At 60.9% G+C, this 16338-nt stretch carries 19 protein-coding genes; 11 read left to right on the top strand and 8 right to left on the bottom strand.

The window, feature by feature from the left end:
• Nucleotides 1-35 precede the first annotated feature (35 nt).
• Genes K307_RS34050 through K307_RS50715 form a run of 3 tightly spaced genes read left to right on the top strand, consistent with a single transcriptional unit; the run spans nt 36 to nt 2960 of the window.
• Complete coding sequence (locus tag K307_RS34050; RefSeq protein WP_042885435.1) at nt 36-599, top strand: hypothetical protein; 564 nt, start codon at nt 36-38, stop codon at nt 597-599.
• Nucleotides 592-1977 (top strand): TOTE conflict system archaeo-eukaryotic primase domain-containing protein, encoded by a 1386-nt coding sequence (locus K307_RS50720; RefSeq protein WP_329955943.1) that lies wholly within the window; start codon nt 592-594, stop codon nt 1975-1977. The genes K307_RS34050 and K307_RS50720 overlap by 8 nt, the downstream gene beginning before the upstream one ends.
• Nucleotides 1974-2960 carry a DEAD/DEAH box helicase gene (locus K307_RS50715; protein ID WP_329955942.1) on the top strand — a complete coding sequence of 329 codons (987 nt, stop codon included), beginning with the start codon at nt 1974-1976 and terminating at the stop codon, nt 2958-2960. Before K307_RS50720 ends, K307_RS50715 begins: the two co-directional genes overlap by 4 nt.
• Before the next feature lie 456 nt (nt 2961-3416).
• Here K307_RS50715 and K307_RS34040 read toward each other — a convergent pair whose 3' ends face one another.
• From K307_RS34040 to K307_RS34020, 5 genes are all read right to left on the bottom strand, one after another.
• Nucleotides 3417-4259: a transporter substrate-binding domain-containing protein gene (locus K307_RS34040; protein WP_042885433.1), complete on the bottom strand. Its 843-nt coding sequence runs from the start codon at nt 4257-4259 to the stop codon at nt 3417-3419.
• 298 nt (nt 4260-4557) lie between these two features.
• Nucleotides 4558-5346 (bottom strand): SDR family NAD(P)-dependent oxidoreductase, encoded by a 789-nt coding sequence (locus K307_RS34035; protein WP_042885431.1) that lies wholly within the window; start codon nt 5344-5346, stop codon nt 4558-4560.
• Between the two features lie 26 nt (nt 5347-5372).
• Nucleotides 5373-6350 (bottom strand): Bug family tripartite tricarboxylate transporter substrate binding protein, encoded by a 978-nt coding sequence (locus tag K307_RS34030; RefSeq protein ID WP_042885428.1) that lies wholly within the window; start codon nt 6348-6350, stop codon nt 5373-5375.
• A gap of 18 nt (nt 6351-6368) precedes the next feature.
• Nucleotides 6369-7373 (bottom strand): D-2-hydroxyacid dehydrogenase family protein, encoded by a 1005-nt coding sequence (locus tag K307_RS34025; RefSeq protein ID WP_051975279.1) that lies wholly within the window; start codon nt 7371-7373, stop codon nt 6369-6371.
• Nucleotides 7374-7386: 13 nt separating this feature from the next.
• Entirely contained in the window at nt 7387-8112 is a 726-nt protein-coding gene (locus K307_RS34020) for an RraA family protein (protein WP_042885426.1), read from the bottom strand.
• Nucleotides 8113-8160: 48 nt separating this feature from the next.
• On the opposite strand from K307_RS34020, the gene K307_RS48130 reads away from it, so the two are divergent.
• A complete protein-coding gene (locus tag K307_RS48130) occupies nt 8161-8319 on the top strand; it encodes a hypothetical protein (protein WP_155301316.1) in 159 nt (52 codons plus the stop codon).
• Nucleotides 8320-8376: 57 nt separating this feature from the next.
• On the opposite strand, the gene K307_RS34015 is transcribed toward K307_RS48130, so the two are convergent.
• Nucleotides 8377-8901, bottom strand: coding sequence for a GlcG/HbpS family heme-binding protein (locus K307_RS34015; protein ID WP_042885423.1), 525 nt, complete (start codon nt 8899-8901; stop codon nt 8377-8379).
• 28 nt (nt 8902-8929) lie between these two features.
• Nucleotides 8930-9904 carry a Bug family tripartite tricarboxylate transporter substrate binding protein gene (locus K307_RS34010; protein WP_042885421.1) on the bottom strand — a complete coding sequence of 325 codons (975 nt, stop codon included), beginning with the start codon at nt 9902-9904 and terminating at the stop codon, nt 8930-8932.
• Nucleotides 9905-10017: 113 nt separating this feature from the next.
• Between K307_RS34010 and K307_RS34005 the strand changes: the two genes are divergently transcribed.
• Nucleotides 10018-10929: a LysR family transcriptional regulator gene (locus tag K307_RS34005; RefSeq protein WP_042885418.1), complete on the top strand. Its 912-nt coding sequence runs from the start codon at nt 10018-10020 to the stop codon at nt 10927-10929.
• A gap of 16 nt (nt 10930-10945) precedes the next feature.
• Here the strand turns inward: K307_RS34005 and K307_RS34000 are convergent, their stop codons facing one another.
• Nucleotides 10946-11851, bottom strand: coding sequence for a LysR family transcriptional regulator (locus K307_RS34000; protein WP_042885415.1), 906 nt, complete (start codon nt 11849-11851; stop codon nt 10946-10948).
• 122 nt (nt 11852-11973) lie between these two features.
• Here K307_RS34000 and K307_RS33995 point away from each other — a divergent pair, with 122 nt between their 5' ends.
• The 6 genes from K307_RS33995 (at nt 11974) to K307_RS33970 (ending at nt 16338) form a co-directional block, all read left to right on the top strand.
• Complete coding sequence (locus K307_RS33995) at nt 11974-12183, top strand: tautomerase family protein (protein WP_042885412.1); 210 nt, start codon at nt 11974-11976, stop codon at nt 12181-12183.
• Nucleotides 12180-12983 (top strand): 2-keto-4-pentenoate hydratase, encoded by an 804-nt coding sequence (locus K307_RS33990; RefSeq protein WP_051975278.1) that lies wholly within the window; start codon nt 12180-12182, stop codon nt 12981-12983. The genes K307_RS33995 and K307_RS33990 overlap by 4 nt, the downstream gene beginning before the upstream one ends.
• A complete protein-coding gene (locus K307_RS33985; RefSeq protein WP_042885411.1) occupies nt 12980-13747 on the top strand; it encodes a 2-keto-4-pentenoate hydratase in 768 nt (255 codons plus the stop codon). The genes K307_RS33990 and K307_RS33985 overlap by 4 nt, the downstream gene beginning before the upstream one ends.
• Nucleotides 13748-13797: 50 nt before the next feature.
• Nucleotides 13798-14751 (top strand): acetaldehyde dehydrogenase (acetylating), encoded by a 954-nt coding sequence (locus K307_RS33980; RefSeq protein WP_042885410.1) that lies wholly within the window; start codon nt 13798-13800, stop codon nt 14749-14751.
• 5 nt (nt 14752-14756) lie between these two features.
• Nucleotides 14757-15782: a 4-hydroxy-2-oxovalerate aldolase gene (gene dmpG / locus K307_RS33975; RefSeq protein WP_042885408.1), complete on the top strand. Its 1026-nt coding sequence runs from the start codon at nt 14757-14759 to the stop codon at nt 15780-15782.
• 82 nt (nt 15783-15864) lie between these two features.
• Entirely contained in the window at nt 15865-16338 is a 474-nt protein-coding gene (locus tag K307_RS33970) for a (2Fe-2S)-binding protein (RefSeq protein WP_042885405.1), read from the top strand.

Below are 16338 nucleotides of genomic sequence, written 5' to 3'. Positions count from 1 at the left end.
CGCTGGCGCGGATCTCCCACAGTAGGAGCATGTCAATGCCGGACGTAAATCCAAAGGCCGCCCGCAAAACCTCGCCCTCCTGGAGCGATGTCAAAGCCAAGCTGGCCGACTTCGACCGTGCCGGCTTGATCGGGCTGGTACAGGCCCTGTACGTGGCGAGTAAGGACAACCAGGCCTTCTTGCACGCCCGATTTACGCTGGGCCGCGATGTGCTCAAGCCATACAAGGTGACCATCGACCGCTGGCTGTGGCCGGATGTGTTCAAGAACCAGGACACCTCGGTAGCCAAGGCAAAGAAGGCGATCTCGGAGTACAAGAAGGCCATTGGCCAGCCGGAAGGCATAGCCGAACTAATGGTGTTCTATTGCGAACGGGCGTCTGGCTTCAGCGCTGACATTGGCTACCAGGACGATGGCTATTTTAACGCGTTGATGCGGATGTTCGAGCAGTCGCTGCAAATGATCGCTACCTTGTCCGATACACAGCGGCCGGCACTCTGGGCACGCCTTGCCCAAGTGCGCCGCACCAGTGACAATTTCGGCTACGGGGTGGGCGATGACATGGATGAATTGCTTGCCGAGTATGGAGTCGATGGCTGATCGTGATGCGTTCGCCGCGCTGCAAGCCGAGAACGCCCGCCTAATCGCGTTACTGGAATCGCATGGCATCGAATGGCGCTTGCTGCCGAAGGAGGCCGCGCCTGGCGTTCAGGATGCTGAACGGTCGCGCTTTTCCACGGTCGACAAGGTGGCGCTGTTCCGCCGGTTGTTTCGCGGCCGCACGGATGTCTACCCGATCCGTTGGGAGAGCAAGTCCACAGGCAAGTCTGGCTACGCGCCGGCTTGCGCAAACGAATGGCGCGCCGGCGTTTGCGAGAAGCCGCGCATCAAGTGCGGCGACTGCGGGAACCGATTGCTGATCCCGCTCTCTGATAAGGTAATCTACGACCATCTGGCCGGTGAGCACACAGTGGGCATCTATCCGCTGCTGGAAGACGACACCTGCTATTTCCTCGCCGTCGATTTCGATGAGGCTGAGTGGCGGGACGATGCCCGTGCCTTCGTGCAGTCCTGCAGTGAACTCGGTGTGCCGGTCGCGCTGGAGATTTCCCGTTCCGGCCAGGGCGCGCATGCCTGGGTCTTCTTCGCGGGCAAGGTGTCGGCGCGCGATGCGCGCCAACTAGGCACGGCCATCATCAGTCACACCTGCTCGCGCACCCGGCAGCTCAAGCTGGCGTCCTATGACCGTCTGTTTCCCAACCAGGACACGATGCCAAAGGGCGGCTTCGGCAATCTGATTGCACTGCCACTACAGAAGCGACCGCGTGAGCACGGCTGTAGCGTGTTCGTCGATGCCGATTTTCATCCCTATCCCGACCAGTGGGCGTTCTTGGCGTCAATCCAGCCGATGGTACCGCACGACATCGAGCCAACCATCTTTCGTGCCACGGGTAGCGCCCACCCGTTGGATGTCACCTTCATCGGCGATGAGGATTTGGCCACGCCATGGAAGCACGACGATTCCGCGGCAAAGAAGCTCAGTGGCAAGATGCCGGAGTCGCTGACCGTGACATTGGCCAACCTAATCTATTTTGAGAAGGCGCAACTGCCGCAGCCGCTGGCCAACCGCCTGATTCGTCTGGCGACATTCCAGAACCCCGAGTTCTATAAGGCGCAAGCGATGCGGATGTCGGTGTGGGACAAGCCACGCGTGATCGGCAATGCAGAAAACTATCCGCAGCACATCGCCCTGCCGCGCGGCTGTCTCAATGCCGCGCTGGAACTGCTGCGCGACAACGGCATCCACTGTGATCTACGCGACGAGCGCTACTCGGGTGAGCCCATCGATGTTGGCTTCGTCGGCACGCTTCGTCTCGACCAGGAGGCCGCCATTGCCGGGATGTTGCAGCACGATGCTGGCGTGCTATGCGCACCGACTGCCTTCGGCAAGACGGTTACGGCGGCCGCCATGCCATGATCGCCCGTCGCGGTGTGAACACCTTGGTGCTGGTACATCGCACGGAACTGCTCAAGCAATGGCAGGAGCGCCTGCAAGCCTTTCTGGGCGTCGGCAAAGGCGTGGTTGGCACCATCGGCGGCGGCAAGGTCAAGCCTTCCGGCAAGATCGACATCGCGGTGATGCAATCTCTGTCGCGGCAGGGCGAAGTCAACCCGCTGGTCGAGCACTACGGTCATGTCATCGTCGATGAATGCCACCATATTGGCGCAGTGTCGTTCGACGCGATCCTGAAACGGACCAGGGCAAAGTACGTGCTCGGCCTGACCGCCACCCCGATTCGACGTGATGGCCAGCAGCCCATCATCTTCATGCAGTGCGGGCCTATCCGGTACACAGCGGCGAAGCCGGCCAGCTCACCTCACGCCTTGGAGGTCGTACCGCACACGTGCCTATCGCGAATCGAGCTGCCGACAGAGTCTGGAATTCAGGATGTATTCCGGCACCTGGTCCACGATCAGGCCCGCACTGACGCCATCGCTGCGGAAGTGATCGAGGCTTTCAAGCAAGGCCGCAAGATTTTGCTGCTGACAGAACGCACCGAACATCTCGACGCCATCCAGGCTGCGTTGGACGGGCAAATTTCCCCTATATTCGTGCTGCACGGGCGGATATCGAAGCCGCAACGCGCCGCATTGATCACGGCGCTCGACGCCCTGCCAGCCAACGCGCCTCGCGTCTTGCTGGCGATCGGCAAACTGGTCGGTGAAGGTTTCGACCACCCGCCACTCGACACCCTGGTGCTGGCGATGCCTGTGTCGTGGAGGGGAACCCTGCAACAGTACGCGGGCCGGCTGCACCGGGAACATGCCGATAAGACCGACGTACGGATCATCGATTTTGTCGACACTGGCCACGCGGCATTACTGCGGATGTGGGACAAGCGCCAACGAGGGTACCGGGCAATGGGGTATCGGATGGTGGGAGGGGCCGGGACAGAGTGATTGTTTCCCTGCAGCTGGGTTCCTACGAGCGCTTCTTCGCCGATTCCCCCCACGCATGGGTTGCCGCCCCACGCCGCAGTCGGGGAAAAGCCGCCCGCAGGAGCGGCACCGCATCGGATGGACCGGCAAGGCATAAGGCGCGTCGCACGAAAGCGAATGGCATTTCCACACCGATCGAGCACCGCATGCGAGAATGGCGCCCATCTGATCGTGGCCCTACTCTTCAAGCCAGGTATGCTGTTCCCTGGCCGCATCCTCGCCGATCCTGGCCGCATGTGCCGCTGAGCTCGGGGCCGACGTGAGTTGCTAGCTCTTCATCGTAACGGACTTGCACCGTCCATTCCTTGCCGGTCTCCCGGCGCACAGCAACATTGTCAATTCACCGGCCGGACTTCTATATACAGCGCGGGTTTCGGGGGGATTCCGGAGTGAAAGAATTACTTCGTTCTACGACTGTCAAGGCTTCGGCATCTCCGTGGGTGCAACCGCAAGGCCATCGATGCCACTTCTCCTCGCTGAATCGGCAAGGAATCCGTCCTCACGCATTGCCTCAATAGCTGTGTTGATCAACGCCAACCGCTCCGGCCGATTCGAGGGGACCGCAATACTCTGCGCTACACCGAACAAATTATCGGGCAACATGCGCAGTTGCGGCTCATTGCCCGCACGGGATGCGAGACGTTGCCGACCGCCGGCGAAAGCGTCAACGATTCCCTCACGGAGCCAGCGGAAAGGCTCCTGCATCGTATAGTCCGATGTGGCGCGCACCCTGGCGAAGTTCAAATGCTGCTGCAACCAGACGCCTACCGTATCATCCGTGTTCACCCCAATCGTCCGGCCGGGCCGGTCGAGATCTTTGACTGAGACTAGCGGCGAGTCTGCTCGGACCAATGCGCTCTGCTGTACCAGCACATACGTTTGTGAAAAGAGAACGCCTGAACGATCACGATTCGGCGCCACAAATCCGATATCGGCGCTGCCATTTTTAACTGCCTCCAACACTGACGCAGCGGTAGGAAGCGGCATGATCGTCACGGATACGTTAGCCTTGCGTCCCAATTCGCGTGTTATGTCCGCGGCCACGCCAGTGAAGGTACCGGTGACAGGATCGTGTCGCGCCTGGGCTACGTTCGCGACGATGTAGGCGGCTCTCAGGGTCCCTGTTGGCGCGAGCGTGGCATCGGCTGCGGTGGCGTTGCCGGTTGGTATTGCTGCCAAAACCAGCAGCGCACGCAAGCGCCGGAGCGCCTTCGAGCGCCAAAGTGGAATGTTGTCGGGCGAGTCGGAGTGTTGCGTCATTGAGAATCTGCTTGTCCCGGTGAAATGCAACGATCTGGCAGCCATTCTTTGCTACCAGGCATTCGCTATCGCGCGCTTGTCGGCCCAAGACTGAGCCACGAGCCTCCGGGATGAACCCTGTGTTTCGGCAAAGCGCTCATCCCTTTTCGCTCGATCTCATGAACTGTCTTCGCGATGTCTTTGACGCAACGCTTGACGAGCTCGTCGGGACGACCTTTGACCATCGTAATTTGAATGACCGGCATAACGATTCTCCAGGTGAAATGGAATGGGGAACGTTAGCCGACATTGCTTGCGCTCACACCACCATCGGATTGAGAGCACCATCCATGGTAACCAGCGCGCCAGTCACGTAGCTTGCGCAATCCGACGCGAGGAACAACGCAGTCCGCGCAACTTCTTCCGGGTGGGCATATCTGCCGAGCGGAATCCGCTCCTCGTTCGCCTTCAGAAGTTCGGCTTCGGACTTTCCGGTAAGCTTGGATTCCGTCTCGAGTGCATTCTTGACCCGGTCGGTATAGGTGGCACCGGGATTAATGGCATTCACGCGGATGTTGTGTTTGCCCCATGCGTTGGCGAGTCCCGACGAGACCAGCATCAATGCGGCATTCGCCGCGCCTCCAGGCAGATGGAGCGGACTGGCAATCTTCCCGCCCGTACCAATGATGTTGACAATGGCCCCCTGACGGCGCGCCACCATGGTCTTCAGCGCTGCGTCGATCGCGTGCATGTACGTGAAGTACTTCGCATCCATTGCAGCTCGCCAGGCCTTGGCGTCCAGTTCCGCAGGCACAACGCGCTTTGCGCCGCCAGCGGAGTTTATCAGAACATCGACCGGACCCAGCCGGCCCTCAATCTTTCGGAACGCAGCTTCGGCGCTGTCAGGGGCCTGCAGGTCGGTAGGTTCTGCGACCACTGCGTGTCCCGCCTGGCTCAAGGCATCCACTGCAGCGCCCAACCCGGCCGGGTTGCGCGAGATAATGCCAACCTTGGCACCCTCAGCCGCGAACGCGTGCGCGCATGCCAGGCCGATCCCCCGGCTTCCGCCTGTGATGATGACAACTTTTTCTTTCAGATTGAGATCCATATCATTACTCCGTATTGGTTAAAGAATCACTCGGCCTTGATGTTGGCTTCCTTGACGACCTTCGCCCACCTGGCTGTGTCGTTCTTGATGATCGTTGCCATTTCCTGCGGAGAACTGGTGCGTGCTTCGAGGCCCTGGGCCTCAAAGACGGCCTGCACGTCCTTCATCGCAAGTACCTTCAGCAGATCTGCGTTCGCCTTTTCGATCACCGTCGCTGGCGTGCCCTTGGGTGCGACGAAGCCGGACCAGATATCCACGGAATAGCCTGGCACGGTCTCGGCTACTGCGGGGACATTGGGAAAGGACTGGTATCGCTTCGCACCTGTGCCCGCGAGCAAGCGCAGCTTTCCTGCCTTGATCATCGGAATCAGCGAGTTGGCCTGGCTCAGGAAAACGTCGACTCGTCCACCAAGCAAATCGGTCAGTGCAGCCTGGGAGCCTTTGTACGGAATGTGCCAGATCGACGTGCCGGTCATGCTTTTCAGTAACTCCAGCGAGAAGTTCTGCGGCGATCCCGCGCCCCCCGATGCGTAAGTGAGCTCGTTTGGCCTGGACTTTGCCAACGCCAGCAGCTCAGGCACGTTGTGGACCGGAAGGGATGGATTCACGACCAGAAGGTTCTGGACAGAAATCCCCATCCCAATCGGCGCAAAGTCCTTCTGCGCGTCATACGGTACCGGCCCGATCAGCGGAGCAAAGACGAGCACGCTGTTCGGAGCGACAAGCCAGGTATAACCGTCTGCCGGTGCGCGAGCCACCATCCTCGCGCCGACCGCCCCCCCGGCACCGGGATAGTTTTCCACCACCACCGGCTGCCCCCACATTTCCGTCAGTTTTTGCCCAACGGTCCGCGCCAGAAGATCCGGGCTTCCCCCTGCGGTGAACGGGACGATGACGCGCACGGGCTTTGACGGAAAGACCGGGTCCTGTGCCAGCGCCCCGGACACCGCAATGAGACAACAAGGCACGATGGCACATAGCTTCAGTAAGTTGCGACGAATCATGACGATTCCCCCTTCCCCTCAGTGAGACGAATGCGCCAACTGAATCGAGTCGAAGCCCTTGGCAGCGTCGGGATTGTGAACGGCGATGGGCGCCCCATCGGCGTAAGCAAGGATTTGCCTGAATGCGTTACCGTACGCCGTCTCATGGTTGTCCATCTCGACGTAGCCGAGATGCGGTGTGCAGATCGCGTTGGGCAATTGCAGCAGCGGATCGTCAGCATCCAGGGCCGGTTCTCGCTCGAACACGTCGACGGCGGCCAGGCCGGGCCGACCTGCCCGCAGCGCTGTGCCGAGTACCCCAGCGGCGATGAGCTCCGCTCGGCTGGTGTTCACCAGCAAGGACGTCGGCTTCATTAACTGGAGGTCCGACGCCGTCACGCTACCCCGCGTTTCAGGCGTGAGACGAAGGTGTAGCGACAAGACGTCTGACACCCGGAACAACTGTTCGCGGCTCTGCGCAACCGTGTGTCCGTCCTCCCTGGCCTGGGCCTGGCTGCGCTCGCGTCCCCACACCAGGACGTTCATTTCGAAGGCGCGCGCATACTGGCCGATCACCTTGCCGATGCGGCCATAACCAAGAATGCCAAGCGTCCGCCCCCGCAGTCCGCGGCCGATCGTGCTCTGCCATCGCCCCTGCTTCAGGGCCTGCACTTCGTATGGAATATGACGGGTTGCGGCGAGAATCAGGCCCCAGGTCAGCTCGGCCGCCGCATACGACGGTCGCGAAGTCAAGGTGGAGCTGACCACGACGCCATGTCGCGTGCAAGCCTCGATATCAATGTGCGGCACGTGCCCGTTCTGGCTGATCAGCTTCAGGGCGGGCAGTCTGGACAGCAACGCCTCGCCCACGGGAGTGCGTTCGCGCAGCAACACCAGCGCTTCCGCGCCACGCAACCGCTGCGCGAGCTGGTCAAGATCGTTAACGTAGTCGGTATGGACAGTAACCTCGTGGTCTTTCAGCAGCTTGAAACATTCAAGCTGCTGCACGATATTCGAGTAATCATCCAGAATCGCGATTTTCATGCCTTGCCTCCGGTCACGCGTTGCTCGGCAAATCGGAGACCGGCGTGCCGCGGTCAATCAGTGCGCATTTTCTCTGTTCCGCCTCGAATTTTTTCCTGGCCAACTCCAGAACCTCGGCAGCGCGCGACTGGGGAATGAAACAGATACCGGTTTCGTCGGCGAAGACAATATCGCCCGGCGACACGCGCACGCCGTGTAGTTCGATGTCGCTGTTGATTTCGACGGTTTCAATTCGCCACTTTCCGGTAATCGGCGTGATTTCGGTGGACCACACCGGATATCCCACGCTGCGCGAATGGTCGACGTCTCGAATACCGCCGCTGACAATTGCGCCAGCCTCGCCTTGACGCTTGCCCGTCTGAGCCGAAATACCGCCAATGTTGGATACGCCGGACACGCCCGCAATCACCAGCACATCGCCGCGGTGGGCCAGGTTGTGGGCTTCAAACTCAGCCATCTTGTTGACGTGAGCCCTGGCCGTCTCGTAGGCATGCTCTCGCTGCATGATGTTCCGTACCGTGAGCGCTGGTCCGACGATGCAGGCGTCGGAAATGGTCGGCCGGTAAAGCGAGGCCGGCAGCACCCCCGCGATACCGAGCTCGTCCATAATGTCCGACAAAATTCCGCTCGCGTGCCCAAGTTCCTTGAATCCCTCGATCAGATTTGGATCGGGACGCGGCGCCTCCATTAAACGGATGCGCTCGCGAGCGATTTTTCCGGTCAGCTTTTTCTCTTCCATAACGTCTCGCTTCAAGTTAGTAAGGATGGCTCTGGTGGCTTGGCAGGCGTGAAAACGAAGATCACGCACGAGGTCTATCTCGCTGAGATGTACTCAAAGGTTGGACCTACCCTGGACTCGCTGTCTGGCGAGCTTCTTTCCGCGTTGCGCGAAAAGTACCGGCCGGCCGATATGAAGCTACGCCAAGCCAAAAAGCAGACTGAATGATCGATTGAGGGCAAGCCTTGGTGGGGCCCGCCTCAGTCATGCTCCCTTGGGGGCGTGTTACAGATGACGCTCCCCCAGCCCGACCTTCGCATAGATGGTGTTGATGTGCTCTTTGACGTCATCCGGCGTGTCATCGTCAACCGGCAGGTGCGACCAGCCCACCTCGGCGCGGGCATAGCGTGCGATGACTTCGTCCTGGTCCGAGGTGCCACCGCTGATGCCGTAGGCGCCAACCATCACGTTGTTCTTGAAGACGGGAGCGCAGCCACCGGAGGCCACGACCTGGCCGTTGGTGAACACTGATGCGTTTGCCAGCATCTGGGGATTGCGTTCCTTGAACCACTGCTGGATGACCAGGCCATCCGGGAAGCGCGGGCTCATCGAGCGGAAAGCCGCAGCCGTGTAGGCCTTCGCCTTTGCGGTGTCCGGCGTGATAAAGCCGGCGTCGTCCATTCGTTCAAGCGCGATCAGGTGGCCCTCCGGACCAACAACCGCTACGGTGATGGGAACCCGCATCTCGGTGGCCTTTTCGACCACGACCTTGATGAATTCCCGGCACTCCAGTGCTGTGAGCTTTTCCATTGCTACTCTCTCTTCCTTAGTTGAGCGCTTAGTTGAGCGTGATGCCAGCGTCCTTCATGACACGTCCCCATTTGTCCGTCTCCTCCAGCATGTATTTCGCAAAGGCTTGCGGCGCCATGCCCTCCACCTCGAACCCTTGCGTCCCCAACTGCGCCTTCACGTCCTCTGACTTAAGCGCTTCGTGGAATGCGGCCGCAAGTTTCGTTTGCACGGCCGCCGGTGTGCCTGCGGGCGCGACGACGCCGAACCATACCGATGATTCAAAGTTGCGAAGCCCAAGCTCAGCCAGCGTTGCGAGCTTCGGTGCTGCTGGCGAGCGATGCGCACCGGCCGTGGCCAATGCTGTCAATTTGCCATCGCTGACATAGCGCATCACGGTCGATGCCGGTGCGAACATGACATTGACCCGTCCGGCAAGCAGATCCGTCATGGCTTCGGAGCTTCCCTTGTAAGGAACGTGGAGCATTTCCACCCCGGCGACCTTGTCGAACAGCAGCGCTGCCAGGTGAGGCGAGGTACCAATGCCAGACGACGCGTAGCTGAGCTGGCCGGGCTTCGATTTCGCCATCGAGATGAAGTCCTGCAGAGACTTGGCGTTAAGGGAAGGATGGACGACCAGCACGTTCGGCACGCGGCCAAGGAGCGTGATGGGCACAAACGATTTGGGCAGGTCCACGCCCACGGTGCCGTGCGAATTCGCATTGATCGCATTGGCCACCGTCACGACGAAGAGCGTGTAGCCGTCCGGCGGCGACGCCGCGACGGCACGGGCCGCCGCGGAACTGCTCGCACCGGGACGGTTGTCGACTACCACCGGCTGCTTGAGAATTTCGCCCGCGCGTTTCGCCACGATGCGTGACACGACATCCGTTGAGCTGCCTGCGGCGAAGCCAACGGTGAGCTTGATGGGTCGATCGGGGAAGGCTTGTTGCGCCAATGCACCGAGCGGAAAGCCCAGTGCAATGGCCGTGGAAAGACCACAAATAAAGGCACGACGTAGCATTCCTGTCTCCTGAGCGGGCTGCCTTGTGTGTCACGGCATCCGTTGCCAGCATTTAATACCCGTGCCATCTATAATTCAAACGACTTATACCTATCAATACATTGAGATTTCCAATGAATGTGACTCTAAAGCAGCTGCAGGCGCTGGTGTTGGTCGCGCGCTATGCCAGCTTCACCAAGGCGGCAGAGTCCATGCATCTCACCCAGTCAAGCGTGAGCCTGCTGGTCCGCGATCTCGAGGAAGCCCTGAATGCCAAATTGCTGGACCGCTCCACACGCTCGGTGGCACTGACGGAGGTCGGGCAAGATCTCTTTGCGGGGGCGGAACGTATTCTCGGAGACCTCAACCACGTCGTCACGAATGTGGGCGAACTGGTGGCGAGGCGGCGTGGCCGCGTGGTCCTGACCGCGCCCCTGGTTCTGTCCAGCACTTTTGTGCCGAGAGTGATTGCCGCGTTTCGATCGCGCTACCCCGGCATCGAGTTGCTGCTAAAGGACTCGCTGCCCGATCAGGTGCTGCCCCAGGTGGCAAATTCGGCGGCGGACGTTGGCATCGGGACATTCGGCGCGACTCCCGACGGTGTGCACGCCACCATATTGTTCCGTGAACCCCTCGCCGCGGTCTTTCCCATCGGCCATGCCCTGGCCGGAAAGCCACAACTGAACTGGTCCGATCTGCGGGACATGCCCTTGCTGGCGTTGCCCCGTGGCAGCGTGCTGAGAGAACTCGCCGACAGTGGACTCATCGCTGCCGGCCTGGAAGGTGAACCTGTCTTCGAGGCGACCTACGTCGGAACGCTGATCGGCCTGGTCAAGGCCGGCCTCGGCGTGGCGATCGTTCCAGGCTCTGCGACCGTGCTGGCTGATCAAAGCAAGATCACCTGGAAACGGCTGGACAATCCCGTCGTCGAGCGCGAAGTGTTCCTCATCCACCGCGGCGCAAGCTCACTTTCTCCGGCGGCCGAAGCCTTGATCGAAACGATCGAGCAGGAAGCCTTGACGTTCTCGTCCGCCGTGACGGCATAGGGCGGGCACGCCTGCACTATGGCGCGACCACGCCAGGATCATTTCGGTAGTCGCGCACGATGCCAAGAAATCCCTGAAGCACGGCAGACGTGTCCCCCCGGCGATAGACACAGCTCAGCTCGATGTCGCGCAATCTGGGATCTCTCAAGGGCTTGTACACGACCCCGGGCAAACGGAGATTTGCTGCAGACTCCGTCGTAATGGCAAGTCCAAACCGGCTGGCGACGAGAGCGATGCATGTCACCACGTCCTCGACCTCCTGCTCGACCCGCAGCCTGGCCCCTGCCAGTCGAAACGCTTCCGCCACCTCCTGCGCAAGACCATGCAACGGAATATTGGGGTAAAGAATCATCGGCTCGTTGTCGAGATCGGCAATTGAAATGGCAGCCCGGCTACACAGTGCATGCCCCTCGAAAAGCGCGACCAGGTAGGGCTCACGCAGGACCGATTCCACAACAAGGTCCTCTTCTTCCGGAACCAGGCGGTTAAACGCAACAGTGATACGGCGCTCGCGCAGCGCAGTGATTTGCTCACTCTTCGTCATGTTGTGAAGGCTGATCTGGACTTCAGGCCGGGCGGTATGAAACCTGGCCAGCAGGCGAGGGACTACATTCAGGATGCCCGCGCTGAAGATTCCCACGTCAAGCCGCCCCAGCAGGCCCGCGCCTGCGAGCCTGGCCTGCTCTTCCGCCAACTGGGTCAGCGCCAGGATGTTGGGGACGTCCTGCAGCAGTCGCTTGCCCGCCTCAGTGAGCTCTGTGCCGCGATTGCCGCGCTCAAATAGTCGCACCCCGATCTGCTCCTCCAGCGCCCGGATCTGTCTCGTCAACGGGGGCTGGGCCATGTGCAAGCGCTCGGCGGCCCGACCAAAGTTGAGCTCCTCGGCGACTGCCAGGAAGTAACGCATCTGCCGCACGTCCATCGTCGTCCTTATTCAGCGCAGCGGAATTCGCGATACCGGAATGGTATCACCTGGCATGAAAACAGTATTGGACCGGCATGGCAGCACGCCGCAATACTTCCTCCACTCTCAGGAGGTTCGCCATGCCAATCGTACACATCTCCCTCGTCAGCGGTCGCGATGAGGCCGTCGTGAAGCGCTGCCTTAAGGCCGTTGCACAGACCGTTCATGAAACGTTAGGGGCCCCGCTCGAGTCGATCCGCGTTTTCGCCACGCCCGTAGAACCGGCGCACTGGGTCGTTGGCGATCGCGCCAAGGATGAGCCCGCCGACACCAGGGAGCTATCCCGGTGAAGCCAACCGAAATCGCAACGGCCGCCCTTGCGTTGCGGCAAGCGGCGCAAACGCGCGAATACATCGCCCCGTTACGCGAGACCTATCCGGACCTCACCATCGAATCTGCCTACGCGATCCAGCGTCTCAACACGGTGCAGAAATGTGGCGAGGGTCATCGCATGGTGGGTTGCAAGATCGGCCTCACCTCCGTCGCGGTGCAGAAGCAGCTCGGCGTTGATCAGCCGGACTTCGGCATGCTGTTCGACGACATGAGCTATGGCGATAGCGAGCCCATTCCTTTCGAGACGCTCACGCAGCCCAAGATCGAGGCCGAGATCGCGTTCGTGCTGGGACGGGATCTGACGATGAACAATCCGGGACAGCTCGACGTCCTCAACGCCGTGGAATACGTGCTGCCGGCGCTCGAAATCGTGGGAAGCCGGATTGCAGACTGGAACATCGGCATCGCCGATACCATCGCTGACAACGCCTCTTCCTCGGCTTTCGTGCTCGGCAGCACGCCGAATAAACTCGGCGAGATCGACCTGCGTCTGTGCGGAATGGTGCTCGAGCGGGGCGGTGACCCCGTGTCGACGGGCGCCGGCGCCGCATGCCTGGGCAACCCTCTGAATGCCGTCGTATGGCTTGCCCGTACGATGGCCGCGTTCGGCACCCCGCTGAAGGCAGGTTCGGTGGTCCTTTCCGGCGCATTAGGCCCCATGGCCGCGGTCCGTGCAGGCGACATTTTCGAAGCCCGCATCAGCGGGCTGGGCTCCGCCAGGGCCGTATTCGGGCAAACGGCCGGGGAGGCAGCATGAGCCAATATTCCGACTTCGCACGCATTCTCGACGAAGCCGCACAGCGCGCGCAGGCCGTCGCCCAGTTCGATCCTGAGGGAGCCATGCCCCTCGCTGAAGCTTACGAAGTGCAGCGTGCATCCATCCGATGCCGACTGGATCGCGGCGAAAAGCGCGTTGGTATAAAGATGGGCTTTACCAGCAGAGCCAAGATGCTGCAGATGGGCCTGTCCGACGTGATCTGGGGGCGGCTCACCTCCGGCATGCTCGTTGAAGAAGGTTCGACAGTCGACTTCTCCCGCTTCGTCCATCCACGCGTCGAGCCTGAGCTGGCCTTCGTCCTCCGCGAGCCGCTTTGCGGGCAGGTCACTCCAGCCCAGGCGCTCGCTGCCGTGGAAGCCATCGCGCCGGCGCTCGAAATCATTGATTCGCGCTATCAGGACTTTAAATTCTCGCTTCCCGAGGTCATTGCAGACAACGCCTCCTCAAGCGGCTTTGTCATCGGACCATGGCAGGACCCGCACCAGGACTTCTCGAACCTTGGTCTCACGCTGTCGATCGATGGGCGCACGGTGCAGGTCGGATCCACGGCTGCCTTGCTCGGACACCCGTTGCGTTCGCTGGTCGCTGCTGCGCGTCTTGCCGAGCTCGCCGATGAGCCCCTGCAAGCTGGATGGATCGTGATGGCCGGTGGCGCGACGCCCGCTGAGTGGATCAGGCCGGGGCAGTATGTCTGCGTCGAAATGGAGCGGTTTGGACGGACGGGCTTTCACGTCGGCAACTGAGACAGATTCTCCACCGCACGTACGACATCACTGAGTTTCAGGAGACAGACATGCCACATAAGGTAAAGGTTGCGATCATTGGTCCGGGCAATATTGGCACCGATCTCATGATCAAGGTCATGCGCAACTCTAAGTATCTTGAGATGGGCGCCATGGTCGGCGTCGATCCGGAGTCGGACGGCCTGGCAAGAGCATCCCGACTCGGCGTTGCCACGACTTCCGACGGCATCGAAGGACTACTTCGACTCGATGTATTCCGTGATATCGATATCGTCTTCGATGCTACATCCGCAAGCGCGCACGGGCGCCACAACGAGGTCCTGCAACGTGAAGGCGTGCAGGTGATCGACCTCACGCCCGCGGCGATCGGTCCGTATGTCATTCCGGCAATCAATCTCGAGGAGGAAGATTCGCCGAACATGAACATGGTCACGTGCGGCGGGCAGGCGACGATTCCGATGGTGGCGGCCGTGTCGCGCGTCGCCAAGGTCCACTATGCCGAGATCGTTGCATCGATCGCGAGCAAGTCCGCAGGACCCGGCACACGCGCAAACATCGACGAGTTCACCGAGACCACTCGTAAGGCGATCGAGCAGATTGGTGGAGCCGAACGCGGCAAGGCCATCATCGTGCTGAATCCGGCGGAGCCGCCTTTGATCATGCGCGATACGGTCTTCGTGCTTTCGGAACCGGCCGACCGCGAAGCCGTGGAACAAAGCATCGCCAACATGGTGAAGGCCGTTCAGTCTTACGTACCCGGCTACCGCCTGAAGCAGGCCGTCCAGTTTGACGACATTCCTGCAGACAAGCCGATCAATGTGCCAGGGCTCGGCCTGCGCCATGGGCTAAAAACATCGGTATTCCTCGAGGTGGAGGGCGCAGCCCACTATCTTCCCGCTTATGCGGGAAATCTGGACATTATGACCTCCGCGGCGTTGGCGTGTGGAGACCTCATGGCGCGTCGCCGGGTAGCCGCCGGCATCGCGCGTGGCGCAAAGGAGTGAACGCAATGAACGACAGCAAGCGAATCTACGTCTCGGATGTCACGCTGCGCGACGGCAGCCATGCCGTACGCCATCAGTACAGTATCGACAACGTGAAGGCGATCTCGGCAGCGCTGGATCGGGCCGGCGTCGACAGCATCGAGGTCGCTCATGGCGACGGCCTGGAAGGCTCCAGTTTCAACTACGGCTTTGGCGCGCACACGGACGTCGCCTGGATTGCGGCTGCAGCGGAGTCAGTCCGGAATGCGGCAATTGCGACGCTATTGCTACCGGGCATCGGGACCACTCATGATCTGCGCAATGCGTTTGATGCCGGCGCTCGAGTGGTACGCGTGGCGACACATTGCACCGAGGCGGACGTCTCACGCCAGCACCTGGAATACGCACGTGAGCTCGGTATGGATGCCGTCGGCTTCCTGATGATGAGCCACATGACAACTCCGCAGAATCTCGCAACGCAAGCGAAGCTGATGGAAAGCTACGGCGCGACTTGCGTGTATGTCGTTGATTCGGGCGGTGCACTGGGAATGAGCGCCGTCCGCGACCGCTTCCGGGCGTTCAAGGACGTGCTGAATCCGGAGACTGAAACGGGCATCCATGCGCACCACAATCTGAGCCTGGGGGTTGCGAACTCCCTGATTGCGCTCGAGGAGGGTTGCACACGCGTTGACGCGAGCCTTGCCGGGATGGGCGCCGGTGCGGGCAACGCCCCGCTGGAGGTATTTATCGCCGCGGCGGAACGCCAGGGATGGAATCACGGCTGCGACCTGTACGGCCTCATGGACGCAGCGGACGATTTGGTCCGTCCTCTTCAGGATCGCCCGGTTCGCGTTGACCGCGAAACGCTTGCGTTGGGCTATGCCGGCGTTTATTCCAGCTTCCTGCGCCATGCGGAAATCGCGGCCGACAAGTACGGCCTCAAGACCGTAGACATCCTGGTCGAACTGGGTCTCCGCAAGATGGTAGGCGGCCAGGAGGACATGATCGTCGATGTGGCGCTGGATCTGCTGCGGGACGCCACGCCTCGGTGAGCGCGGCCGGGCGTTGTGCGAATAGCTCTTTGGTGGGGACGACCGAGCGAGGTTGTCCTTTCTTATTGCATATGGAGCGCTGATGACAATCTTCAAACTCAACGTCAATGGCAAGCCCCACACCGTCAGTGCGGACGGCGATACACCGCTGCTCTATGTCCTTCGCAACGAGCTAGGCCTTCATGGCCCAAAGTTTGGATGCGGACTTGGCCAGTGCGGCGCGTGCACGGTGCTGCTGGATGGGACAGCTACGAGGTCCTGCCTGCTTCCTGTGTCCACTCTTCGAGGCGCAAACATTGTGACGCTTGAGGGCTTGGGCACCCCCGAACGCCCTCACCCATTGCAAAGTGCCTTCATCAAGGAACAAGCCGTCCAGTGCGGCTACTGCATCAGCGGCATGGTAATGAGCGCTGCAGGCCTGCTCAAATCCAACGCCGCTCCAAGCGAAAGCGAGATTCGCGAAGCGCTGGCTGGCAATCTGTGCCGCTGTGGCACCCATACCCGCATCATCAAGGCCGTGCGGCGCGCCGCAGCGTTTCCCAAGGAGGAGATCTGA

Origin of the sequence: Cupriavidus necator A5-1 (assembly GCF_000744095.1) — a bacterium.
Lineage (GTDB): Bacteria > Pseudomonadota > Gammaproteobacteria > Burkholderiales > Burkholderiaceae > Cupriavidus > Cupriavidus necator_A.
This window is presented reverse-complemented; position numbering and strand designations above follow the sequence as displayed.